Annotated in this window: 14 protein-coding genes; 1 reads left to right on the forward strand and 13 read right to left on the reverse strand. The window is 67.9% G+C overall.

Annotated features, from left to right (window positions below):
* Positions 1–136: 136 nt before the first annotated feature.
* Positions 137–2,173, forward strand: a complete 2,037-nt coding sequence (locus DBP14_RS34625; RefSeq protein WP_129311556.1) for an Ig-like domain-containing protein — start codon at positions 137–139, stop codon at positions 2,171–2,173.
* Positions 2,174–3,153: 980 nt separating this feature from the next.
* Here the strand turns inward: DBP14_RS34625 and prpC are convergent.
* The 13 genes from prpC to DBP14_RS34695 form a co-directional block, all read right to left on the reverse strand.
* On the reverse strand, positions 3,154–4,314 hold the full coding sequence (gene prpC / locus DBP14_RS34630) for a 2-methylcitrate synthase (RefSeq protein ID WP_129311557.1): 1,161 nt from the start codon (positions 4,312–4,314) through the stop codon (positions 3,154–3,156).
* Positions 4,315–4,513: 199 nt separating this feature from the next.
* Positions 4,514–5,305 carry an aldolase/citrate lyase family protein gene (locus DBP14_RS34635; protein WP_129311558.1) on the reverse strand — a complete coding sequence of 264 codons (792 nt, stop codon included), beginning with the start codon at positions 5,303–5,305 and terminating at the stop codon, positions 4,514–4,516.
* A 1-nt stretch (position 5,306) separates the two neighbouring features.
* Positions 5,307–6,545, reverse strand: a complete 1,239-nt coding sequence (locus DBP14_RS34640) for a type III PLP-dependent enzyme (protein WP_129311559.1) — start codon at positions 6,543–6,545, stop codon at positions 5,307–5,309.
* Positions 6,542–8,326 (reverse strand): IucA/IucC family protein, encoded by a 1,785-nt coding sequence (locus tag DBP14_RS34645; RefSeq protein ID WP_129311560.1) that lies wholly within the window; start codon positions 8,324–8,326, stop codon positions 6,542–6,544. The genes DBP14_RS34640 and DBP14_RS34645 overlap by 4 nt, the downstream gene beginning before the upstream one ends.
* Positions 8,326–9,546, reverse strand: coding sequence for an MFS transporter (locus DBP14_RS34650; protein WP_129312247.1), 1,221 nt, complete (start codon positions 9,544–9,546; stop codon positions 8,326–8,328). The genes DBP14_RS34645 and DBP14_RS34650 overlap by 1 nt, the downstream gene beginning before the upstream one ends.
* 19 nt (positions 9,547–9,565) lie before the next feature.
* Positions 9,566–11,362, reverse strand: a complete 1,797-nt coding sequence (locus DBP14_RS34655; protein ID WP_347239681.1) for an IucA/IucC family protein — start codon at positions 11,360–11,362, stop codon at positions 9,566–9,568.
* The gene (locus DBP14_RS34660; protein ID WP_129311562.1) at positions 11,359–12,549 is read right to left on the reverse strand and encodes an ATP-grasp domain-containing protein; all 1,191 of its coding nucleotides are present in this window, start codon (positions 12,547–12,549) and stop codon (positions 11,359–11,361) included. The genes DBP14_RS34655 and DBP14_RS34660 overlap by 4 nt, the downstream gene beginning before the upstream one ends.
* 790 nt (positions 12,550–13,339) lie before the next feature.
* Positions 13,340–13,615 carry a hypothetical protein gene (locus DBP14_RS34665; protein ID WP_129311563.1) on the reverse strand — a complete coding sequence of 92 codons (276 nt, stop codon included), beginning with the start codon at positions 13,613–13,615 and terminating at the stop codon, positions 13,340–13,342.
* 240 nt (positions 13,616–13,855) lie between these two features.
* A complete protein-coding gene (locus tag DBP14_RS34670) occupies positions 13,856–15,133 on the reverse strand; it encodes an aminotransferase class I/II-fold pyridoxal phosphate-dependent enzyme (protein WP_164992480.1) in 1,278 nt (425 codons plus the stop codon).
* An 11-nt stretch (positions 15,134–15,144) separates the two neighbouring features.
* Positions 15,145–16,410: an FAD-dependent oxidoreductase gene (locus tag DBP14_RS34675; protein WP_129311564.1), complete on the reverse strand. Its 1,266-nt coding sequence runs from the start codon at positions 16,408–16,410 to the stop codon at positions 15,145–15,147.
* Positions 16,411–16,433: 23 nt separating this feature from the next.
* A complete protein-coding gene (locus tag DBP14_RS34680) occupies positions 16,434–19,580 on the reverse strand; it encodes an amino acid adenylation domain-containing protein (RefSeq protein WP_129311565.1) in 3,147 nt (1,048 codons plus the stop codon).
* Positions 19,581–19,623: 43 nt separating this feature from the next.
* Positions 19,624–20,298 (reverse strand): hypothetical protein, encoded by a 675-nt coding sequence (locus tag DBP14_RS34685; protein ID WP_129311566.1) that lies wholly within the window; start codon positions 20,296–20,298, stop codon positions 19,624–19,626.
* 2,115 nt (positions 20,299–22,413) lie between these two features.
* Complete coding sequence (locus DBP14_RS34695) at positions 22,414–23,676, reverse strand: FAD-dependent oxidoreductase (protein WP_129311567.1); 1,263 nt, start codon at positions 23,674–23,676, stop codon at positions 22,414–22,416.
* Between the last annotated feature and the right edge of the window lie 11 nt (positions 23,677–23,687).

Below are 23,687 nucleotides of genomic sequence, written 5' to 3' on the forward strand. Positions count from 1 at the left end.
AGGGGTTCGAACCCTCGCACGCCTGGCTCGACGGGCGGGGCGGTCGAAGGTTCGTGATAATCGCCTTCGTAATCCCACCTGGGCGCGCTGTCCAGGCAAAGAGCGCCGCACGGTCTGTATTCCGTCGATCGCACGTGTGACCGGTAGACGCAGCGCAAGCAGCGGTTCGCCGGTCCGGCAACAAATTGAGGAGAATCCTTTGTTTGGATCTGCACAGGTGCCTTGGGTCCAAGGCGCTCGTGAACCTGGCACGGCCGTGGTGGACGGCAAGGGACGCAATCGGCTCAGGGCGGTGCTCGCCACCGCCACGGCTGTCGCCTCGTTCGTCGCGCCGGTGGCGCTGGCGGCCGATGCAGCGGCGGCCGCGCGGCAGACATGCACCACCCCGAGTGTGCTGTCGGGAAGCCATTTCGAGATCGACACCAGTGCGAACCTGGTCGTCAACGGTGGCGCCGACTGCATCGACTGGCTCACAGGAGGCGCGGGTGCCGGCTTACGCTCCCGAGTCGTGAAGAAGTTGGACCGGCCGAGTGGGGCGAGTGATGACTCGTTCGGCCAGGGCACTTCCGAGAACGACGCGAACCCCGCCGTCACTTTGGGCTCCATCCCGCCGAACAAGAGCGACCTCACCACGTTCGGCCTCTTCACAGAGACGGACACGACGCCGAAGTTCCTCGAACTGTTCTGGCGTCGGCAAAACGCTCCGTCCGGTACGACCACCATGGACTTCGAGTTGAACCAGAAATTCTGCGATCCCAAGGCAACGCCGACGAACTGCGCGGACAACGGGCCCACCGAAACCGTGACGCCGGTCCGCACCGCAGGCGACAAGCTGATCACCTACGACCTCGCCCAGGGCGGCACTGTTCCCACCATCTCACTCCGTACCTGGACAGGCTCCTCATGGGGCCCGGCCTCGGACATCAGCGGGGGCGCGAACCCCACCGCGGTGGGCTCGATCAACACCTCCGCTGTCCCGGACGACCAGGCCGACGACCTCGGCTTCCCACCGCCGTCGGCCGGGTCGCCCGTATCACTGGACCCCTTCACGTTCGGCGAGGCGGCGATCTCGTACGGTGCGATCTTCCCCGGGGGTGGCAGCTGCACGTCGTTCGGCTCGGCCTATGTGAAGAGTCGTTCCTCGACTTCGTTCACTTCCGAGGTGAAGGACTTCATCGCCCCCACGCGGGTGCAGATCACCAACTGCAGCTCACTGACGACCAGCGCGACTTCGAGCGGGACGGTCAGAACGCCGATCCACGACTCCGCGACACTCGCGGGGGCGTCCGCCGACGCAGGTGGCTCGATCACCTTCCGTCTCTTCAACCAGGCGGGCTGCCCGTCCAGCAGCCAGGTGTTCACCAGCCAGGTCCCGGTGAGCGGCAACGGCACCTACGACTCGGCGAACTTCACGCCGACCAGCGTCGGCACCTACTACTGGACGGCTTCCTACAGCGGTGACGCGAACAACTCCCCATCCGCGGCCGCCTGCGGTGACGCCGGGGAATCGACTGTCGTCAAGAAGGCACGACCGTCGATGACCACGCAACTCTCCGACTCCTCGATCACCGTCGGCGGTTCCGCGCACGATGCGACAATCCTGAACGGCGCGACTGCCGACGCGGGCGGCACGGTCACCTACAGCGTGTACAGCGACAACGCCTGCACCCAGAACCGGCGGGATGCCGGCACCAAGACGGTCACCAACAGCTCGGTCCCCGACTCTGACACCCTGCGGTTCCTCTCGACCGGTACCTTCTACTGGCAAGCGGCCTACAGCGGTGACGACAACAACGAGGCCGCAAAGAGCGACTGCACGAGCGAGGCACTGACCGTCAGCAAGGCGCGCGCCGATCTCACCACCGCGCAGCAGCTCTTTCCGCAGGACTCCGCGACAGTCACCGCCACGGCCGGCGGGCAGCCCACGGGCACCGTCACGTTCCAGCTGTACGGTCCCGGCGACACCACCTGTACCGCCGCCCCGGTCTACAGCAGTATCCCGGTGACCCTCAGCAACGGCCGGGCCAGCACGTCGAACGGCACCTACAGCGTGGACGCAGCCCACTCCGGCGACTACCGGTGGAAGGTGTCGTACAGCGGCGACAGCACGCATGACGAAGCCGTCAGTGAATGCGGCACGGAACACGCCACCATCACGGTGACGAACGCGTAGGACAGCTACACGGGCTGCGTGTAAAGGGCCCCGACCACCCGGCAGGAGGAGTCGGGGCCCTCAGAGCCCACATGATCACAGCGAGAGCACGACGGAACCGACCGGGCAGAAGAGGCAAGAACATCGTTCGCCCTGGTACACCACGTAATCGTTCGATTCGTGCGGCGCGGAGCCGTGACACCGCGCCGTTGGTAGACGGCTCTTCGCGGCCAAAGGTTCAGTACGGGTATGCGCGCACCTCCTGAGCTGACGCCGAGGTAGGTCATGAACGGCTGTGGCGAACTTTGGTACGGGCAAGAAGCCCTTGGGCTGAGCCGGTCGTCGAGCGGGCCGTCATGACCGACGGGCCTGGAGCGTCAGGACCCCTACCCCGGCAGCTCCTCCCCGTGGCGGGGTCGCCATACGGTGTCCGGGCGGGGAGGCCACACCCCGCCTGAGCAACGTCACCAAGGGGCAGCGCGGCCGCGTGAACTGCTCCGGGCGGGCCCGGATCGACCCCGAGGCCGCAGCCGCAGTGATGCGGGCGGATCAACTTCGGTACCGGGCCCCTGCTGGTGGTGCGCACCGCATGCCCCGGCCGACCCGGACGTCGTCGCGGCCGACATGCGGGGCGCGGGCCTGGAGCCCCTGGGCCCGTACCCGGGAGCGGGCACACCCTGGCCCTACCGCTGCCGGACGTGCGGAGAACCCGGGACCCCACACTGGGCTCCATCCGACAGGGGCAGGGAGCGCCACCGCGGTGATGCGGGCGGCGGGCCTGAAGCCGCTGGAGCTGTACCCGGCACCGCGTTCCCGTGGAAGAGTCGCTGCGCCAAGTGTGGAGTCATCGTCTCCCCGCGCCTGGCAGGGAAGTCGGGCTGCGGCAGAGCTGCGGGCGCACCGGATCATGTTTCGGCAACGCCGCCGCGGAGAGCGGGAAAACTTCAGTTCTTCCCAGGCCAAAGATGTCGCGCACCCTCGGGCGTCAGCAGTCTTGAAGGTCAGTGAACCCCTCTGCCCCGCCGCTCCACCGGTACGTATGCCTGGCTCTTGGGTCCGATGTAATGCGCGCTCGGGCGGATGATCTTGCCGTTCTCGCGCTGTTCGATCACGTGAGCGCCCCAGCCGGTGGTGCGCGCGATCGCGAACAGGGGTGTGAACATGGGTGCTGGAATTCCCATCATGTGGTAAACGGACGCCGAGTACCAATCAAGATTGGGAAAGAGCTTCTTCTCTGTCCACATCAGCTTCTCGATGCGCTCGGATACTTCGAACATTATTGGGTTGCTGCCGCTTTCGCACAGTTCGCGACTGAGGTCTTTGATGATCGGGTTGCGGGGATCGCCTGCCGTGTAGACGGGGTGGCCGAAGCCGGTCACGATCTCCTTGTGCTCCAGTCGTGCGCGGATGCCGGTTTCGGCCATGTCGGCACTGCTGTAACTGGCGATGATCTCCATCGCCGCTTCGTTGGCGCCGCCGTGCTTGGGGCCGCGCAATGCGCCGATTGCCCCGGTGACGCATGAATGCAGGTCCGAACCGGTGCTGGCGATAACCCGCGCTGTGAAGGTCGAGGCGTTGAATTCGTGTTCGGCGTAGAGGATCAGTGACCGGTCCAGTGACCGGGCGTGCCGTGCGCACGGCGGCGTGCCGTGCAGCAGGTGCAGGAAGTGCGCGGCCACGGAATCGGCATCGGTCTCCACATCGATGCGCTGACCACTGCGAGTGAAGTGCCACCAATACAGCAGCATGCAGCCGAAACTGGCTATCAGCCGGTCGACCACGTCACGCGCTTCGGGGGCGGGATGGTCTTCGCGTTCCGGCAGGACCGTACCGAGCACCGAACAGCCGGTGCGGAGCACATCCATCGGGTGGGTGCCGGCCGGCAGCAGTTCGAGAGTCTCCCGCACGGTGCCTGGCAGGCCACGCAGGCGCTGCAGCTTGGCCTTATACGCTGTGAGCTGTGAGGCAGTCGGCAGGCTGCCGTGCACCAGCAGGTGCGCGACCTCCTCAAAGGTCGAGTTCGTGGCCAGATCTTCGATCCTGTAGCCGCGATAGCGCAAGTCGTTGCCGCGGCCGACCGTGCACAGTGCGGTGATGCCGGCGGCGGTGCCGCTCAACGCGACGGACTTCTTGGGCGTGGGAGGCTCCTGGATTTCGCTCATTCTTCGACCTTTTGAGAATCCTCTGCAGGATGCGGGAGGGGAGTCAGGGGGCACCGGGGTCTTCCGACTGCGACAGGAGTGTGCGGAGAGGGGGCCGGGGTGCCGGAGAAAGCCGGGGTGGGAGATCCCCATGTAGGGGAGCACGCCACCCGGTCCGCGGTGTCTGTGCTCCACCCTGGAGGAGCACCCCGGAGGATCCTCACTGCGGCTGACGGGGTGGAAGGCACGTTCGGCGCAGGTCGTTCAGGTGGCTGCGCAGGGCGCGGGCCGCGAGATCGCAGTCTTGGCCGAGTACGAAGGCGCGTACGCCCGCGGCGCGCCATTCCGCCTGCGTTTCCGGGGTACGGCTCATAGCAGCGAACGGGACGCCGCTTTCGGCGCAGGCGGCCTGCACCTGGCGTACGGCGTGCTGGACTCGTGAGTCACGTGTCTGCCAGGGCACGCCGTAGGACTGGGAGAGGTCGCCGGGGCCGGGCAGTACGAGGTCCACGCCACCGCCTCCCAGGATTTCCTGGATCGACTCCACCCCTTCGATGTCCTCGATCAAGGGGATGATCATGGTCTCGGCATTGGCCTGCTTGATGTACTCGGCCGGCTCGATGCGGCCGAAGCCCAGGTTGCGGCCGCCGTTGAGGGAGCGTAGGCCGTCCGGGGCATAGCGGGCGGCACGGATCGCCTCGTCCACGTCGCGCCGCCGCCGTACGTGCGGGATCACGACACCCATCGTTCCGGCGTCGAGTGCGCGCAGCACCGATCCGGGATCGGCCTCGGGCACCCGGACGAACGGTGTGAGACCGACGGCCTCGGCGGCGCGGATGAGGTTTTCCAACTGCTGTGGGTCGACGAGGGTGTGTTCGCTGTCGAGGATCACGAAGTCGTAGCCGGCGCAGCCGATCATCTCGACCAGCAACGGTGCGGGGATCGTACAGAACAGCCCGTAGACCTCCTCTCCTGTCGCTAGCTTCCGCTTCACGGTGTTGGGGCGCAGCATGTCAGCTCACGTTCCGTTCGGCTTCGGGCGCGGGCCCGGTGTTCATGAAGTGGAATCCCGGCTGGGGATGCATGAGGAAGTCGTGATGGGAGATGTTCCACGCGTAGGCGCCTGCGAGCGAGAACGCCACCCGGTCGCCGGCGCGCAGACCGGCCGCGGGGATATCGCGGGCCAGGACGTCTTTGGGGGTGCACAGCTGGCCGGTGAGCGTGATCCGGTCGTGGCGAGCCCGGGGGCGCGGCCACGGGTGCGGCCAGTGCTGTACGGGCAGGACAGAACACGGCTGGTCGTGTCCTTTGGTGGCAGGGGTGCGCAGGTGGTGGGTGCCGCCGTGGACGACGGCGAATTCCTCACCGTGGCTGTGCTTGATGTCCAGCACCTCGGTCGTGTACCAGCCGCAGTACGCGGTCAGGGCGCGGCCTGGCTCGATCCGCAGCGTCAGGCCGGGGTGGCGGTCGGCGAGGCGGGCCAAGCCTGCGCCGTACGCGACCCAGTCGAAGCGGCGGGTGGGGCGCGTGTAGTCGACGTTCATGCCGCCGCCGATGTTCACCTCTGCCAGGCGGATTCCGTGGCGTCCAGCTAGCTCCTCGGCCCAGGTGACGACGGACGCGGCCACCGCCAGCTGTTCGGGAGCCTCCAGTCCGCTGGCCAGGTGGGCGTGGATCCCGCGCGGCTCGAGTTGCGGGTACGTGTCGTCCGTGAGCAGGCGAATGACCGTGTCGGCCTGGCACGGGTCGAGGCCGAATGGGGTGGGGCGGCCACCCATCGTCAAGGAACTACCTGCCAGAGAGCCGTCGGGCACGGCGAGGTTGAAGCGCGGTAGAACTGCGACGGGGGTGTCCGGTGTGATACGACCGGCCAGATCACCCAGCATGTGCAACTCGTGGACGCTTTCCACGTGGAACCGCTCCACGCCCTGCTTCAGGGCGGCCGTGATCTCGGCGGATGTCTTGCCAGGGCCGCCGAAGGCCAGGGGGTGGCCCGGCATGGCCTTGGCGACGTGGGTGAGCTCGCCGCCGGAGGAGACCTCGTAACCGTCGACGTATGAGCCGAGCGCGGCCAGAATCGCCGGCTCCGGATTGGCCTTGGCGGCGTAGTACAACTCCACTCGCTCGGGGAGGGCGGCCCGCACGGATGCGGCGTGCTCGCCCAGTGCCGTCAGGTCGTAGATGTACGAGGGCAGTTCCGTGGAAGGCAGGGACAGAATCCGGTCGCGTACCGCTGGCGTGAGGGCGGTCATCGCGCGCTCCGGGTGCTGTGATCGCGGTCCGCTTCGAAAACGACGTCCTCAGCGAACGGTGAGGGCAGGCGGACGTAGCCGGCTTCGCGGTCGGGCTTGCGATCCCAGCTAGTGAGCAGGTTGGCCTTGGCCGGCAGCGGCACCCCGGCGAGCAGGGCGGCGAGACGAGGCGGGCAGCCGTGCCGTTCGGCGTACGTCTGGAGGGTGGCGCGTACCTGTGCCCAGAGTGCGTGTTCGGTATGCGGGAACAGGTCGGCGATGGCGGCGAGTGTTTCGGCGACGTGGTTGACCAGCAGGCAATAGATGACCCGGTCCCAGCCGCGCTGTGCGTCGTACGTCATCGGAGCCGCGACCTCGGCGGGTAGTGCGGCGAGGGTGTCGGTGTGGTGCTCCGGCACGAGCTTGGTGCCCTCCAGGTCGCGGAAGAGAACCTGCACGGGCATGCCATGGCCGTCGACGCAGACGAGAACGTTTTGCAGGTGCGGCTCCAGGACCAGGCCGTGGTCGGCATAGGCGGCGAGTACCGGCGGCAGGAGCAGGTTGAGGTAGGCGGTCCACCAGGTGAGGGCGGTCTGGGGTCCCGCACCGTCCAGCAGGCAGGAGATGTGCGCGGTTCCTGTCGGGTACTCGTCGGCGATGGCGGCAGCAAGCAGCGGGGTGGCACCTGGCAGGAGCCGCCGGCTCAGGCCCTCGCGGACGATCACGCCGAAGCCTTCGAGTAGCGCGCGGTCGACGGTCCCGTCGGGACCGGGCAGCGCGAGACTGCGATAGGCGGGTTCGAGGAGCAGGGCGCTGCCGGTAAAACGGGCGGCCAGATCAGAGAGCGCAGGGGCGATGAGGCGGGTGAGAGCGACCGCGCCGGACAGCTCGTAGTGAGCGTTCCTGCGTAGGCAGTTGGTGATTCGCACGTTCAGGCTGAACTTCAGGAACGTGTCACCGTTGTAGAGGGTGCGCACCGAGGCGGTGGCGGCGAAGGGAGTCCTGCCGGGACCTAGATCGATAATGTCGCCCCGGTCGGAGGCCGCCTGGAGCGCGGGGTGATCGCGCAGCATCTCGTATTGCCAGGGGTGCACGGGCAGCAGACGGTAGCCGTCCGGGAGAGCGGGGTGTAGTCGGTTCAGCACCTCGGTGGCGTCGGCCTCGGCGGTCTCCTCGGCGATCAGGTGCTCGCGGACGGCGAGGTGGCGCAGCGGGAAGACGGCCGCGGCCTCAGGAGCGTAGGCCGGCCAGGAGGCCGCGTCCCCCGTCCGAGCCTTCGGCGTGGGGTGGAATCTGTGACCGAACAGCAGCGACTGCTCGGAAGCGAGGTAGGCGGCGAGCCGGTCGTCGGCCAGCCGCAGGCTGCGCGCGACCGTCTCTGCACCGGGCGTCGTCCGCGTGGCGAGCGTGGCGGAGATGGCCTGGTGACTGGAGGCGATCTGCTCCAGGAACTCCTTGTTGCGCACGCCTGTGTGCAGGAACAGCTCGTCGTGTGTGTACTCCGCCAGGACACGCCAGTCGATCTCCGACCAGGCGTCGTCGCGCTGCTCGGTGACCGGGCCGGCGAACCGGTGCGCGCCCAGCAGCGACGTACGGCGCAGCGCGATGCGCAGCAGCACGCCGCGGCGGGGCAGCCGCAGCAACAGGTGACCGTCGCTGACGGCGGTCTGCCGCTCAGGGCCGGACACCTCGCGCAGCAGGCAGTTGAGGAGGGTGTGGGCCACTGCCTCGTCGGCTGTCGGGAGTCCGGGGCGTGTCACTGGAGCGGGCGTGGCGTCGAGAGAGTCGGTCAACGAAGGCATCAACGGCTCCGGCGGGCAAGGAGGAAGCGGAGGTTCAGTGCGAGAAGAGCGGTCGTGAGCGTGGTGGCCAGGGCGACGGCGGTACCGGTCAGGACAGGCGCGGTGGGGCCGAAACGAGCGTTGCCCACCGCCGCCGCCAGACCTGCGGCGACCGCGCCGGCCTTGGTGAAGAACTCCAGTGACCCGAACAGTCCGCCGGGGGCCCGGCCTGGGGCGCAGTCGGCGGCGAGCACCGACAGGCAGACCAGACCGAGCGTCAGGCCCGCGCCGAGTACGAGCCGTACGGCAGTCAGGGTGAGGAGGGAGTGGGCCACGCTGTGGCCTGCGAGCCCGACCGCCGTGCAAGCGAAGCCTAGTGCGATCCCGGCGCGGGGGCGGCTCCGGAAGGCCGCGTGCACGGGTATCGCCGCTGTCAGGAAGCACAGGTGGGGCAGGGCGAAGAGCGTGCCGACCAGCGCCGGTGAGATTCCCGGTATGCGTTCTTCTACGAGCGAGATCAGGTAGGGGAATGAGATTACGGTGGAGAAGACGAAGGCGAAATTCAGAGCGTACAGGGTGCGCAGGGACACGGCAGGGACTCTTTCGTGCCTCTCGGTGACCGGCTCTGGCGTCGTCTCTGTGGCCTCCCGGTGCGTCCTTCGCGGTTCGGGGAGAGCGGTGAGCAGGAGCGCCGCGGCGAGTGGCAGGAGCGCGAGGAGCGCGTACTGGCGGTGTGGCGAGAGCCAGGGTGACAGAAAGCCGACGACGATGGGGGCGATGACCAGGGCGGCTCTGGCGCTGCCCTGCATGAGAGTGAGGGCTCGGGACAAAGCGGATCCCTCCAGCGCGGCGCCCAGGTAGCCGTTGGATGCGGCGAATGTGCCTCCGAAGATGCCTTGCAGCACCAGGGCTGTGGTGAAGGCGGCGAGAGAATCGGCCCATCCGGCGAGCAGAAAGGCGAACGCGAGGCCCAGTTGGGCGCGCAACAGCAACCGTTTGCGGCCGAAGCGGTCGGCGAGCCGACCCCACAGCGGGGCTCCCAGGCCGCCGAAGAAGGTGGGGACGACGTACAGGAGTCCGGCCCACCGGACGGCTTTGTCGCCGAACTCGGGCAGGATCTGCGTCAGATAAGGCGGCAGTCCCAGGGCCGCGAAGGAAGCCACGAAGTAGCAGCCGGCTAAGGCGTGCACATGACGGCGGCGAAGACCGGGAAGGGGTGGGTCGCTGGCGGGAACCGGCATGGACCTGGCTGCCACGCAGTCACTCATCGGTAACTCCTTCCCGACGCAGGTAATTGGGGCCGGTGGTGTAATGCTTGTTGACGTCGGCCGCACCCGACCGTTCCTTGGTGAGCAGGGTTCCGGCAGTGACCATCGCCTTGATGGGAAGGTGCGGGGCGTCCAGGACATGGGCCCGGAGGAAGGCGCCGGGCTCGCCCGGACCAGTGCCGAGCCGTTCGATGGCCTCGGAGAGGCGGCCGCGTACAAGGCGCAGCAGTTTCGTCGGCGGGGCGCCCGCGTGCCGGGCCAGCCCGAAGGCATAGGCCCCCGCGCACAGGTGGACGGTGATGGTGACGAACACATCGGCTACCGCCCGGTCGTCGTCGCCGACGATCCGCGGGTCGGCGAAGTCGGCCGGGTCCGGGGCGTCGGCGCCCAGGGTCTCACCGAGCCGTAGGCGGTTGATGCGGGGCGCGTCGTTGTCCTTCAGCAGCAGCCGCAGGCGGGTGCGGCCGTCCGACCGCCTGTCCAGGACCAGGGAGATGTTCTGCTGATGCGACTCAAGGCCGATGCCGTAGCCGAAGAGCGTGGTTTGCCAGTCGAAGAGAAGAGTGAGGCAGGCGTCGAGCAGTTCGAGCGGGTCGCTGCCATAGAAATGATCGGCAAGGTGATCGATCACGAGCCGCCCACCGGGCGCCTCGGCGAGAAGAGCGGCCATGGGCACGACCACACTGTCGTCGAGCTCGGTGGGGTAGCGACGGCACATCACGGCGAGCAGCTCGTGGCCCGCATGGGCGTAGAGCGTCTCGTCGGCGTGCAGGACCGCCCCTCTGAAGCGGGGCTCGCGCTCGATCACGGTCTGGAGCAGCCGCTGGCCCGCGGCGCCGTCGACGAGGGTACGTGGCTTAATCGTGCGCAGATTGCGCAAGCCCAACGTGGCCATGGCAAGAGGCAGTTTGAGGTGCACGGTCGGATCCGTGGTCAGTGCCACCGTACGCATCGACAGTGTGGGTACGGCGTCGAGGTGGGCCCGGTCGGCGAGCCAGGCCCGGTCTGCCAGACCGGCGGAACGCAGGGCATCGCGCAATGAGGCGCCGATGGTGAGCGGGTGGACCGGCAAGGCGAAGTGGCTTTCCCTGAGAGCCGGCAGGCCGAGGACGGCCGGTGTGGGCCAGCTGCCGGGCAGGCCCGACGCATCGCCGGTGACGGCGATCGCCTCGCGGGGCAGGACTAGCCAGCGCAGGCCAAAGTGAGGGTGGAACTCGGGTGCGAACCGCCGGAGTTGAAGCTCGTCCAGGCCCAAGCGGCCGTGCCCGGTCGGGTATACAGGGTGGTCCGAGCGAGCGGCGAGTGTGTCGTAGGCGAGGCCGCCCCTCAGGCCGGTCCAGCGGGCTGGGTCGGCGCCGTGGCTGGTGGTCAGCAGTGCAAACGCCTCGTCCCGTGTCGCGTCATGCAGGCGCATGGCCATCAGAGCCTGGCAGCACTCCTGCGCGAACGCGGCGAAGCCGTCCCGGTCGGCTGGGTCCGCCAAAGAGACCACCGCACGGAGGACCTCGTCGAGGGTGGTCAGCTCACGGTTGTCGGACTCTCGCGTCAGGAGCGGCCGCCGGGCGGCGTAGGCGGACTGAAATCCGTCCTCGGTCACGGGAAGCAGCAGGGCGTCGCCGGAACCGTCCACCAGCCTCAGCCACAGGCCATCGGGCCGCTGTACGGGTGTGCTGCGGGTGCGCAGACCGACGACGTCCTCGCGGAGAAGGGAACCAAGCACCCGCAGAAGCAGTTCCCCCTCGACGGCGTCAGGGTTTGTCGGGGGTGAGGCGATGGCCGGCGCGGTCACGGGGTGACCTCCCAGGTCTGTGCGGTGAGGAATCCAGTCGCGGCCCGGTCGACGCTGTTCCGGTCAGGGCCGACGGCCCGCAGGACACCGAGGTAGTCGCGGTTGGTGCGGTGCAGCGCGTGCCAAGTGCCCCTCTCGCGCAGCGGACGGTAGGTCAGCTGAACGCCGCCCGTGGTCACGTCGCCGGCGTCGGGTGCGGCGGTCAGCGTGCCGGCACGGTCGGCCAAGGTGTATTCCAGTCGGCCCGCACGACCGGAGTGCGCGCCCAGATCGGGGGGCAGCGGCTCGCCGAGATGCGTGCGCAGGATGTGCTCGAAGAGCGGTATGCCCAGCACGTCGGCCAGGAGCAGGTCGCACTGATCGCCAATCGCACGGTAGTTCACCTCGATGATGCGGGCCCGATCCCCTTGCACGACGAACTCGGTGTGACAGGCACCGAAGTGGATGCCCAGCGCTTCGAGTTGGCCGATCACCTGGCCGGTGATCGGCTCGGGGTGGGCAGGTACGAAGTCGTGGCACTGCTCGATGAAGGTCGGCGGTCGCGAGAGCCGGGTGTGGAAGCCGCCCAGCACATGCCGGATGTGGCCATCGCCGAGAGTCTCCAGGCTGTATAGCTCGCCGGTCAGGTACTCCTCCACCACCAGTGGAGCGTGGGAACGGCGCGCCTGGATTTCCTTGGTCTGTCGGAACAGCTCGTCGGGTCCGTGGACGAGCCTCACATCCTCGCTGGCCACTCCCTCCCGGGGCTTGACCACGCACGGATAGGGCACAGGCAAGTCCAGCAACCCGGAGGGGTCCTGCCCACCGGCGAGTTCGGTGTACCAGACAGTGCCGGCTCCGGCAGCGGCCAGGTGACGGCGCAACTGCGCCTTGTCCTTGCAGCGCAGCGTCACCCGCCAGTCCTTGGCCGGCAGACCGAAGTAGTCAGCGGCAAGGGCGGCCTGCGTCTGAAGATGGTCGCTGTTGGTGAAAACCGCGTCTGGCGCGTGATGTGTGGAGATCCGGGTGATCAGCGCATGGAAGTCGCGGACGTCGCATTCGAGGACATCGAGATCCGGATACGAATGGCGGTGGGCGCCGGGCTGGTCGGTGAGGACCGTGATGTCAAGGCCGAGCCGGGCAGCGGCGGGCAGGAACCCGTCGGTGAGTGAGTCGCTGGGTTTGAGGGAGAGCAGGTAGAGCCGCATGGCATCACCACTTCCGCTTCGGTGAAAACCTTCGGAGGGCATCGACAACCTGATGGTCGGTAGTCGTAGGACGATCTCTGTGGGACCGCTTTGGGGGAGGTCCGGTCGCGGGTACGTCGCCGCTGCAGTGGCGACGTACCCGCCGCCTGCGGAGATGATTCTTACGCGGTACGTGTTCTCTCGTCCTGGGCCTGGTACCGCGAGAGGAGTTCCTCATCGAGTGCGGCGACACCGGTGCGCAGGAGACGGTCCGTCAGACGAGGGCGATGCTCAGGCCGACCTGCGCGAGAGGCGGCAGGCTCGACCGGCCTCGTGTCCCGGTGGATCCCGACGGCAACGTCATCGGCATATTCGTCCGGCGCGGAACGCGTTTCGGGCTTCGGTTCTTCTGCTGTTCGATCAACGATTTCGAGTACTCGCTGACGATCGTACGGACGCACAACCTTTGGCCCTATGGCGTCACGCACCTCGCGGTCACGCCCTCGGGCGGCGACTCCGCTCCGCCCGTCGCTACCTATCCGCCTTGTCCCAGATCTCTTTTCTTCTTTCCTTCCGCGCCGTCGTCTGCTCACCACCGGTGGTACCGACAGCAATTGGCCGATTCACCACTCTGCTCTCGCCGAGGGCGGAGTTACGTGAAAGCGCCGTCCGTATGCGCTGAGACAAGTACAGCAGGTGCGGCCAGGGATCAAAACCAAGCGCCGCAGGCGATGTCGAGCACCGGGGGCAACCTTGCGTGCTTGTGAAAGAGCGAGGGTGTCGATCAGCCAGCCGCAGCCGCAGCCGCTGCTCAGGTCTGGGCCTTCAGTGAAACCGGGTGATCTGACGTCCGGGTTGCGGAAAGGTGCCGCTTGTCGCGGGTGGCCGGCATGACCGGTTTGCCAGAGATAGTGGTGGCGACGAGGAACAGCCCGGGCAGGAATGCGTTGCCGCCACAGATGTCGCTGATGGCGAGCTGGTAGTCGCCCAGCTTGGTTGAGGCCGGCATTGTCAGGCGAATATCCTCGCTGCTTGGCTCAATCACCGCACCGGCCACCAGCGTGGCCAGCGCGGATGCGACGAACACCAGAGCGGCGCGGGCGGTGCTCCCGCCTTTGTCGTGGCGGCTACCTTCCGGCGGCCCAGACGATCGTGCAGACCTGTGTGGTGCACCTGCTGCGGAACTCTCCCCCGGGGGCCGGAAGTATCCGGCGATCGTGAAGCTCTGGCATGTCGCAAACCTATCGCGCGGGGCTTTCTGCGAAAGCCGTTTTGTGAAAGGTTGTTTCTGCGCGTAAGAAGCGTCAAGGATTTTGCTGGGGCTGCGTCACGTGACGGCCGCGAAGTAACTGGCGATCCGCGTCATCGCCTCTTTGAGCTGGAAAGGGTCGGCAAGAGTGCAGAGCCGGATGTGATCGTTTCGCCCGTGGTGGAAGTCGCTGCCGGGGCTGATGAGGACTCCGTAATCATGCAGGAGCTCATGCGCGACGGTGTTGTCGTGGTCACTTCGGTCATCAACCCCGTAAGGAATGCGGGGAAAGAGATAGAAGGCTCCTTGCGGTCGCACGCAGCTGAGCCCGGGGATGCCGCTGAGGGCCTCCCACGCGGCGTCGTGACGTTGACGCAGCGGGCCTGCGGGACCGGTGAGGCTGGTTTCGATGTTGTGGATGTGGTGGAGGGCGGGGGTAATGGCGTGTTGGGCGGGCACGTTCGGGCACAGGCGCAGGGATGCGAGTTGGGTGACGGCCTGGGTGTAGGCACGGGTTGTGGTACGGGGTCCGGAGACGGCCATCCAAGCGCTCCGGAATCCCGGGATGCAGCACGTTTTGGACAATCCGTTGAAGGTCACGCAGGGCAGGTCGGGGGCAAGTGTGGCGAGGATGGTGTGCTTCGTGTCGTACACGATGTGGGCGTAGATTTCGTCGGACATGAGCACAAGGCGGTGTCTGCGGGCGATATTCGCGAGCACGCGGAGCACGGCTGCGCCCCAGATGGCGCCGGTGGGGTTGTGCGGTGTGTTGGCGACGAGGGCCACGGTACGGGGGCTGATCTGGCTGGTGAGATGGTCGGGGTCGGGTTGCCATCCGGCCTGTTCGTCGCAGCGGTAGGGGATCGGTGTGCCGCCTGCGAGGTGGATGGCGGCGGGCCACAGCGGGTAGCCGGGTGTGGGGACGAGAACCTCGTCCCCGGGGTTGAGCAGGGCCTGGAGCGCGAGGAGAACGAGTTCGGAGACTCCGTTGCCCAGAAGGATGTCGGCAGGAGTGAGGGCGAGGCCGCTGTCCTGGTAGTAGGAGGCGATGGCGGTGCGGGCGGCGGGCAGTCCTTGGGTGGGGCTGTAGCTGCAGGAGTCGTGGAGGCAGCGTTGTATCGCGTCCAGGACCACGGGGGGTGCGGGGATGCGGTGGGCGCCGGGGTCGCCGAGGTGGAGGCGGATGATGGAGCGGCCGCGTTGTTCGAGGTCGTCGGCGAGTTGAGGCAGGGCACCGCGCAGGCCGTAGGAAAGGCCGGCCAGGCGGGTGGCTGGTTTGAGCAAGACTTCTCCCGTGTCGATGAGAGGTGCCCGGCAGCTGGAGCCGAGCGGGCGTGCCGCCGGGCAGAAAGCCAAGAGGGAGCGCCTCACCCTGTGGTGAGGGTTTGGAGGCGTGCGCTGGTGGGGCACAGGGTGCGGACTGCGTCGAGGGCCGAGCGGACGGCGCCTTGCTGGCTGTCGGCGTCGTGCAGGTAACTGCCGGCGTAGTAGAGGCCCATGTCGCCTTGGCGTGTGCTGAGTTGGGTCGCGGCCTGGTGGCCGGGGACGGTGGGCAGCAGCTGCTGGAAGTGGGCGATGGTGACGATGTCGTCGGGTGGGGTGCGGTGAGTGATCCAGCTCTTGAAGACGTCGGTGCCTAGGAGAGGGCCGAGCCAGCAGGTCATCTCCGCGAAGTTGCCGTCGCTGGTGGTGCAGACGCTGGACCAGTGGGCGCGGTCGGTGGGCATGTGCCGCGGGTCGCGGTGGAGGGCCACGGTCGTGGGTACGTAGCGGAACTCGGCCAGCCGGGCCGCGGCATCGTTCAGCGACGGGCACTGGTCAAGGAGACCTGCCGCATGTGGGGCGGGAAGGGCGAGGACGACGGCGTCGAAGACGGCCTGCTGGCCTGTGCCGTCCTGCACGCCGAGACTGCTGCCGCTGTGGACGACGCGGCGGGCCGGGGTGTTGTAGAGGATGGTGCCGCTGATGCCGCGGGCGAGGCGCTCGGCCAGGTGTCCCAGGCCGGGGGCGAGGGTGTGCCAGACGGGCGCGGCATCGGCCTGTTGGGGTGGGGTGCGGGTGGCCCAGGCGGCCGCAGCGCGTGCAGGCATCCGGGCGGCCTGGTCGAGGCTGCAGCCGATGAAGGATGCGCACCAGCTCAGGACGGCGTGACGGTAGAGGTCGTCGGGAAGTCTGAGGGGGGCAGCCAGATCGGCGACGGTGGTGGTGTGCGGTTCGTCGTCGGCCTCGAGTTCGGCGGCTTGGGCCAGGAAAGCGCCGAGTGCCTCCCACGCCGGGCCGGTCAGTGGCTTGCGGCCGTTGGCGGCGTCGGTGGGGGCGTGGGGTGTGACGAGCAGGGGTTCGTCGTCGGCGGCCCTTTGGAGAGTGGTGGTCAGCGGCACCGGGCGGGTTTCCTCGGCGTCGATGCCCAGTGCCCGGCACAGGGCGGTGTGATCGGGGTAGGCCGTCGGGGAGAGAAACTGGGCGCCCACGTCAACGGGGACGGCGGCGTTGTCTGCGGTGCTCAAGGTGATGGTGCGGATGTTGCCGCCGGGGCGGTCGGTTGCCTCGTAGAGGGTGATGTCGTGGTGTTCGCCCAGGAGCCAGGCGGCCGTCAGGCCGGCGATGCCCGCTCCGATGATCGCGATACGCATGGGAGCTGCTCTCCTTCGGTGCGTCAGACGGGCACGTGCGCAGGGTTCGTGGGAGCGGGGGGCGCGAGGAAGCCGGAGCCGACGAAGTAGTCGAGGTAGGTGTCGAGCATGTCAGCGTCGACCGGTGGGCAGGACAGGCCGGAGTCGGCGATGCCTGCTTCGAAGTTGTCGCGGCTGAAGCGGGGGAAGGTACCGGCGAAGTACATCTCCTTGACCGAGATGCTGGCTTGGCGGGCCGGTTCGATGAACATGGGCATGAACGGTGCCATGGGCTGGCTGGGGTCGTGGGCGGTCAGGTCGGCCATGTAGGTGACCCATTCGTCGTAGGGCACGGTGTTCACGGCGTAGCCGCGGGCCTGGAGCCGTTCGACCAGGAGGGACAGGCGGGCGTCGTGGGCGTTGGTGATGTGGTGCACCAGCCCTTGAGCGGGCCGGTGGGCGAGGATGTGTGTGATGGCCTGGGCGGTGTAGTCGACGGGGACGAAGTCCAGCGGGAGCGGGATGTCGGGGGCCAGGCCGGTCTCGGCGATGCTGCGGAACAGGGCGCACATCATGGTGTCGGTGTTCCAGATGCCGCCCCGGATCGTTCCGGTGATCTCGTACGGGCGGTGGATAGCGACGGCGAGTCCTTGCTGGGCTGCTTGGGTGACCAGCCGTTCGGCGACCCATTTGGTTTCTGGGTAGCCCAGCGAGATGCGGTCGCCAAAGCGCAGCGGGGTGTCCTCGTCGACGTCGCGTACGCCGGCGATTCCGAAGCCGGCGATGACGGCGATGCTGGAGACGTAGTGGAAGGTCTTGGGCTCACCGGTGCGGGCCAGGTCGAGCATGGTGCGGGTGCCGCCCACGTTGATGGCTTCCAGCGCCGCATAGGGGTAGGCGAAGTTGACGCGAGATCCGGCGTGCAGCAGCGTGTCGGTGGCTTCGCCGAGCGCGGTGAACGTGGATCGGCTCAGGCCGAAGCGTGGGACGGCCAGATCGGCGGGCACGACAGTGACGCGCTCGCGGACCTGGTTGAAGTCGAGTCCGTACCGGCGCATGCGGGCCGCCAGCCGTTGTTGGCCTTCGCGTTCGCTGTCGGCGCGCACGAGGCAGTGCACGTGCGTGGCGACGTTGTCGCGGACGAGGGAATCGAGCAGGTAGGTGCCCAGGAATCCGGTGGCACCGCTGAGGACTACCCGCCGCCTCTCAGGGGGCTGCGCGGGTGCGGTGGGGAAGGACAGGCCGGGCTCGAGGCGGGAGGCTGCCTCGAAGTCCACCGGCTGCTCAGCGGTATCGCGGTCGGCGGCGCTCAGCATCTCCTGGATACGGGCGGCGAAGGTCCGCACAGTGGGACTGCTGAGCAGGGTCCGGATCAGGTAGCGGCTGTGGTGCGGGGCCAGGTCGAAGCGGGACCGGCACAGGGCGGCCAGCCGGGTGGCCTGCAGGGAGTGGCCCCCGAGTTCGAAGAAGTCGGTGTCGCGGTCGATGTGTTCGCGCAGGCCCAGGATGTCGCCCCACAGGTCGGCGACGGCCCGTTCCGTCTCGGTCGCGGGGGCCTGGCCGGATACGGCGGGATTGGTGAGGCTGGTGGGGAGCTGTTCGGCGTCGCGGGTCAGTCGGTCACGGTCGATCTTGCCCGACCGTGTCAGAGGCATCCGGTCACGCACCAGGATCGGGCTGGGCACCATGAATACCGGCAGCCTGTCCCGCAAAAACTCCCGTAGCTTCCAGGGCAGTTGGGCGGCACCGGTGCCGGACTGCGGGCTCACCCAGGCCAGGAGCCGGTCGTTGTCGCCGCCCCGCGGTGCGATGACCGCAGCCTCGCGAACTTGGTCATGGGCGCTGAGATGGACCTCGATCTCATCGAGTTCGATGCGGTAGCCGCGGACCTTGACCTGGCGGTCTCTTCGCCCGAGGAACTCCAATACACCATCGTCCCCCCACCGGGCCAGATCTCCGGTCTTGTACAATCGGCCCCCACCACCAGCGCTTTGGGGGCCGAGACGGTCGGGCACGAACCGGGCTGCGGTCAGTTCCTCGTCCCCGAGGTAGCCGAGCGCCACCCCGTCACCGCCAACCCACAGCTCTCCCACCTCGCCCACGTCGGCCACGGTGCCGTCCTCGCGCACCACATACGCGGTGGAGTTGGCCACCGGTGTGCCGATCGGCACCGTCTCGGCGTCCGCCAGGTCGGTGATCGCATGTACGGTCGACAGAGACGAGTTCTCCGTCGGACCGTAACCGTTGAGAAACGCCCCGGGACGGCCGTGGGCCAGGATGCGGCGCACCGCCTCGGCCGAGAGCGCGTCCCCGCCCGCGATCAGGCATCGCAGCGAGGCGAACATCTGAGGGCAGACCTTGGCCATCTGGTGGAACAGCCCCGCGCTGAGCCACATCACCGACACCTGTTCGGTGCGCAGCACTTCCTCCAATGCGTCGGCGGCCAGCAGGGTGTCCACCTGTGCCAGTACCAGCCGGGCACCGTTCAGCAGCGCCCCGAAGTACTCGAAGCACGACACGTCGAAGGTCGGGCTGGTCGTGGCTAGCAGCACGTCCTGGGCCGACAGCCGCAGCCTCTCATCGCCCTGGCACACCAGCCGGATGGGGCCGCGGTGGGGCACCACCACTCCCTTGGGCACGCCGGTGGAGCCCGACGTGAAGATCACGTAGGCGGGATCTTCAGGGCCGACAACAACCCGGTCCGAAACCCCGGTGCGCGATATCCGGGCATGAACATCCACCGCTTGAGCGTGCCCGTTCACCAGCGCCCGGTGATTGCTGCTGGTGACCACGACAGTAACGCTCGCGTCTTTGAGTAGCTGCAGCACGTGATGCTGGGGGTAGTGCGGATCCAGCGGCAGATAGGCTGCGCCGGCCTGCATCACGGCGAGCGCCGCTGTCACGCAGGCGATGGATCGTTCCAGCAGCACTCCGACCACGTCGCCGCGCTTCACTCCGAGGGTGATCAGATGGTCGGCCAACTCACATACCCGCTCGTGCAGTTCCCGGTAGGTCGCCCGCTCTGCGCCCTGGCAGACGGCGACCGCTTCCGGGCGGGCCGCAGCCTGCTCGGCAAACAGGCCTGGGACATTCGCGTTGCGAGGGTAGGCGGTAGTCGTGTCGTTCCACTGACGGACCCGGGTGTGGTGGCCGTTTTCGGGCAGGCCGAAGTTGTCCAGTGCGCTTGCCATGAGGAGCTTCCTCTCGCGGACTCGAAGGAGGTGCAGCGCGGCTTTAGCGCGCCGCGGGGGCAGCCGGCTTCAGGGATGCGGCCCAGAACCCGGCCAGCACAGGTTCGACCTGGGCGACCGCCTGCCCGATCACGGCTGGCTCTTCACCGCGGGCCAGCCCGTAGGCAGCCACCTCCCGTGCCTCCGCGACGAACCGCTCCGGGGGCGTACCGAACAGGTCGAAGTACTCCACAACAGGCCCCGGCAACCTGGGCTCCAGTCGCCGCATCGGCTCGGCCAGGGCCTCGCACACCCCACACCACAGCAGCAGGTCCGCACGGATCGCACAGGCCGCCTCCGCAGGACCCGCCCGCATCGCCAGCCACGCCATGAACGATCCGAACACGCGCATCCCAGCCGGCGGATGCCCCTCACGCAGCGCCTGCTCACTGAGACCGAGCGCCGCCCCGCAGGCGAGCAAAGGTCCCTCACAATCCAGCACCAAGCGGGCCAGATCAAGGAAATAACCCGCTACGGGTTGGTGAGGCGAGCGCGCGGCCAGCGTCGCGAAGGCCGCCACTTCGGCTGCATGCGCGTGAAACTCGCCCAACGCCACTCGCGCGATCTCCTCCGCCCCCGCCTCACCCGCGACGAGCGCCTCCACCAGGGGGTTGGTACGTACGTGGGCTTTCGTCGCCGGAGTTGTCTCCTTGAACAGGAGATCGACGTCATATGCCATGAGTAGAGCCTCCCTTGCAGCACGCCACGGCCAAGGAGGGGAGGGCCTGAACTCGGCTGTTCACCAGCTGGATCCGTCCGCGCACGTGGCTCGCACTTGCCCGCCGCCTGCTCGGCGACTCACCCGCCTGGGTCAATGAACCAGCGCACGGCCCCCTGCGGTAACCCTTCATGCAGCACTGGCCGCGTGTACTTATGGCAAGTTTGTGAATTAGTGAGAGCGTGCGCCCGGGAGAGCACTCCTCGGCGAGCTCGGGCTGCCGCTCCGAAGCCGACGGCGCTCTGTGATGGTTGCCGGGGCATCGACCACGGCCGGCGCCGAGCGCTCCGCACTCTTATTGAATCTCATTGCCTTTGTCCGCCGCAGCCACCAGCCCCTGGGCACCGGACATCTCAGCATCGCGCAACTTCTCCAGGTGTTCTGGTACCCCTCTGACGTGCACGGCCCGGCCGGTTGCGGCATGCTGCTCGACCTGCGCTGGCGCCGGTTGCGTCACGTCGCCGAGATGATGACTGCGCCACCGCAACCGCAAGTCGTCGGGTCCGAGGGGCATGTCCCCGAGCCATGCGTCCTGCATCCGGAACAGGGGGCCAGCCACCCGTTCGCCGGCCTCCCGGAGGACCTCTGGGCCCGGATCGACGCCTGGGAAGAGGAGTTTGAGGAGGCCGAGCAGTCGACGGACCGAGATGGCACAAGGTGGGTGGGCTACCAGTACGACCTATCCATCCCCCCGGGCTGGCGCGTCGGCGGTTTCGCCTCCTGGCATGCTACCGACCTGCACCCCATGAACTGTCCACAGAGCCCAGCCACCCGCACCGCTGGAGTATCCAGTAGACCCCTCGGCAGCGGGCTCCGGTTCTCGGGTCGCAGGCAGGACGGCGCTGCTCGTCGAAGTGGTGCTTGGTTGTGGCATGCGCCGGTCAGGCGGGCTGGGTGGGGGGACGACCAGTTCAGCGACATCCCTTGGTGGCCTCGTGCTCGTGCACCAGTGAGACGCCGACGTCCGATCGTAGCGGAGTGTCATCGACTGGGCGTCCCCCAGGCCGTTGACTGCGTGTGAACAGATCTCCCTCGGTCTACTCTGCTTCCGTAAGGAGGGCGTTGGGACTTTCGTTCTCGCTGTGGCGTAACACGTGCGGCCCCATCCGTCCCGCCGGTCGCACAACCCGATCGGCGCACATCCCCCGCCGAGTACTGCCCATCCCGATAACAGATACGCGATTGTCCCCTTGTGCGCCGTCTATGAACAGGGCGAGAGTGCGCCACAGTCGGCAACGGAGTTGCCGGGTGCACGCGGAGTGGACCGGTAGTCGCAGGCCCGGTCCTGCACGTCACGCGAATCCCTCAAGAGCAAGCGCGCAGTTTTCGCATATTCCTCTGGCATTGTTTGTTCGTTCGCCATCGGTGTCGGTCTTCTTGATCCGGGTCTGGATCGTATGGATGGCCTGCTGAACTGCTCCTGGCGGAGGCGGGGGGTCGCTGACTGGACCATCGTCGGTGGCCTTGGCGGGAGTGTCGCGCAGTCCATGGATGCCGGGAGAAGCCGTACTCACGTCAGGGTCGCATGCGCATTACTCCCAGCGAGTGAGTCATCGGGCGAGTCGTTAATTCGACCACCTGATGTATATCCACAATTCTGGCATGGATGATCCTTTAGCTTTGGAGCTCCCTGTCCTTTCCGCTGCGTGGGGGAGCGAAAAACCATCGACGGAAGTCGCGGAAGACGACAAGGAGCAGAGACAGTGCGGAGATTCGGTCTCGGCTTTCTTGAGGCAGCGGATTCTCGCCGAGCGTGTGCGGGAGCGTTCCGGCTGACGGAACCGGCCCCCTTCTCATTCATCCGCGGTTCTTCAGGGAGAGTTCGGCGGTCACCCATAGGAGCTATGGGCGCCGCCGGACTCGCTGTTCGGTGAACTCCCCTTGGCGGGGCACGGGAAGAGGCCGCCGCCGCGGCGGCCGCGATGGATCCGTGCCCGCCGTGATCGGTGACATGCCGCGGGCGGATTGGACGCGCCGCGCAAGTGGCGTCACACGGTGACACGGATCTCCTGCCGCCCGCTGGAAAAGCACGAGGTGGGCGAGGTCGTCCGGGCGGCGGCTGGCGTCGCCGCCTGATTACTGCCCGAGGGCGGCGCGGCGGGTGCCGGAAGCGCCCAGCGCCGTGACGGCGTCGAGGGCCGACTGGACGGCGCCTTCTTGGCTGTCGGCGTCGTGCATGTAACTGCCGGTGTAGTAGACGCCGTGTCGGCCCTGTCGGGTTCGAAGGGTGCGTGCGGCGTGGTGGCCGGGGACCGTGGGGAGGAGCTGGCTGAAGTGTGCGCTGGCGATGATGTCTCTGGGTGGAGTGCGGTGGGTGATCCAGCTCTTGAAGATGTCGGTGCTGCCCACGGCGCCGAGCCAGGCGGTCATTTCGGCCCAGTGTCCGTCACTGGTAGTGCAGACGGCGGACCAGTGTGTGCGGTCGCAAGGCATGTGCACGGGGTCGTGGTGGAGGGCGACCGTGGTGGGAACGTAGGTGAAGTCCGCCAGGGCGGCGGCCGGTTCGCCCAGTTCCGGGCAGCCGTGCAGCAGGCGGGCGGCCTGGGGGGCCGGCAGGGCCAGGACCACCGCGTCATAGGGTGTCGTGGTTCCGTCGGCGCCGTGCACGGCGGGTTGTCCCGTAGTGAGGCTGATGTGCCGGATGGCGGTGTTGTACAGGATCCGGCCCTGCAGAGCCCGCGCGAGACGGTGAATGACGGTGGTGAGGCCGTCTGTGAGGACGTGCCATGTCGGTGCGGTGCCGGCCTGTTCGGGCGGGGTGCGGGTGGCCCAGGCAGCGGCGGCGCGGGCGGGCATGCGGGCGGCCTGGTCCAGGGTGCAGTCGACGAAGGACGCGCACCAGGCCAGCACGGTGTCCTTCAGGAGCGGTTCGGGCAGCGAGAGGGAGGCGGCGAGATCGGCCACGGTGGTGGTGTGCGGGCCGTCCTCGCTCTCCAGTTGGGAGGCCGCGGCCAGGAAGGCGCCGAGCGTGTCCCAGGCCGGTCCGGTGACCGGCGTGCGGTCGGTCTTGGTGTCGGTGGGGGCGTGGGGGGTGACGAGTACCGGTTTGTCCCGGCCGGTGTGCAGGAGCGTGGTGGTCAGGGAGACCTCTGTGGTGTCGGCGTCGGTGATGTCCAGTGCCCGGCGCAGGGCGGTGTGGTGGGGGTAGGCGGTGGGGGAGAGCATCTGGGCGCCGAGGTCGATGGGGATGGTCGTCCCTTGGCCGGTGGGAACGCCTACGGTGCGGATGTTGCCGCCCGGTCGGCCCGTGGCCTCGTAGACGGTGACGTCGTGCTCTTCTTCCAGGAGCCAGGCCGCGGTGAGTCCGGCGATCCCTGCCCCGATGACGGCGATGCGCATGGGTGTGCCTC

It is taken from the genome of Streptomyces sp. L2 (genome assembly GCF_004124325.1).
Lineage (GTDB): Bacteria > Actinomycetota > Actinomycetes > Streptomycetales > Streptomycetaceae > Streptomyces.

Bases quoted from the DNA above. Each gene is read 5' to 3' on its own strand.
- prpC (WP_129311557.1), bottom strand. From the start codon at position 4,314: ATGAGCGAAATCCAGGAGCCTCCCACGCCCAAGAAGTCCGTCGCGTTG.
- DBP14_RS34635 (WP_129311558.1), bottom strand. From the start codon at position 5,305: ATGCTGCGCCCCAACACCGTGAAGCGGAAGCTAGCGACAGGAGAGGAG.
- DBP14_RS34640 (WP_129311559.1), bottom strand. From the start codon at position 6,545: ATGACCGCCCTCACGCCAGCGGTACGCGACCGGATTCTGTCCCTGCCT.
- DBP14_RS34645 (WP_129311560.1), bottom strand. From the start codon at position 8,326: ATGCCTTCGTTGACCGACTCTCTCGACGCCACGCCCGCTCCAGTGACA.
- DBP14_RS34650 (WP_129312247.1), bottom strand. From the start codon at position 9,546: ATGCCGGTTCCCGCCAGCGACCCACCCCTTCCCGGTCTTCGCCGCCGT.
- DBP14_RS34660 (WP_129311562.1), bottom strand. From the start codon at position 12,549: ATGCGGCTCTACCTGCTCTCCCTCAAACCCAGCGACTCACTCACCGAC.
- DBP14_RS34675 (WP_129311564.1), bottom strand. From the start codon at position 16,410: ATGCGTATCGCGATCATCGGAGCGGGCATCGCCGGCCTGACGGCCGCC.
- DBP14_RS34680 (WP_129311565.1), bottom strand. From the start codon at position 19,580: ATGGCAAGCGCACTGGACAACTTCGGCCTGCCCGAAAACGGCCACCAC.
- DBP14_RS34685 (WP_129311566.1), bottom strand. From the start codon at position 20,298: ATGGCATATGACGTCGATCTCCTGTTCAAGGAGACAACTCCGGCGACG.
- DBP14_RS34695 (WP_129311567.1), bottom strand. From the start codon at position 23,676: ATGCGCATCGCCGTCATCGGGGCAGGGATCGCCGGACTCACCGCGGCC.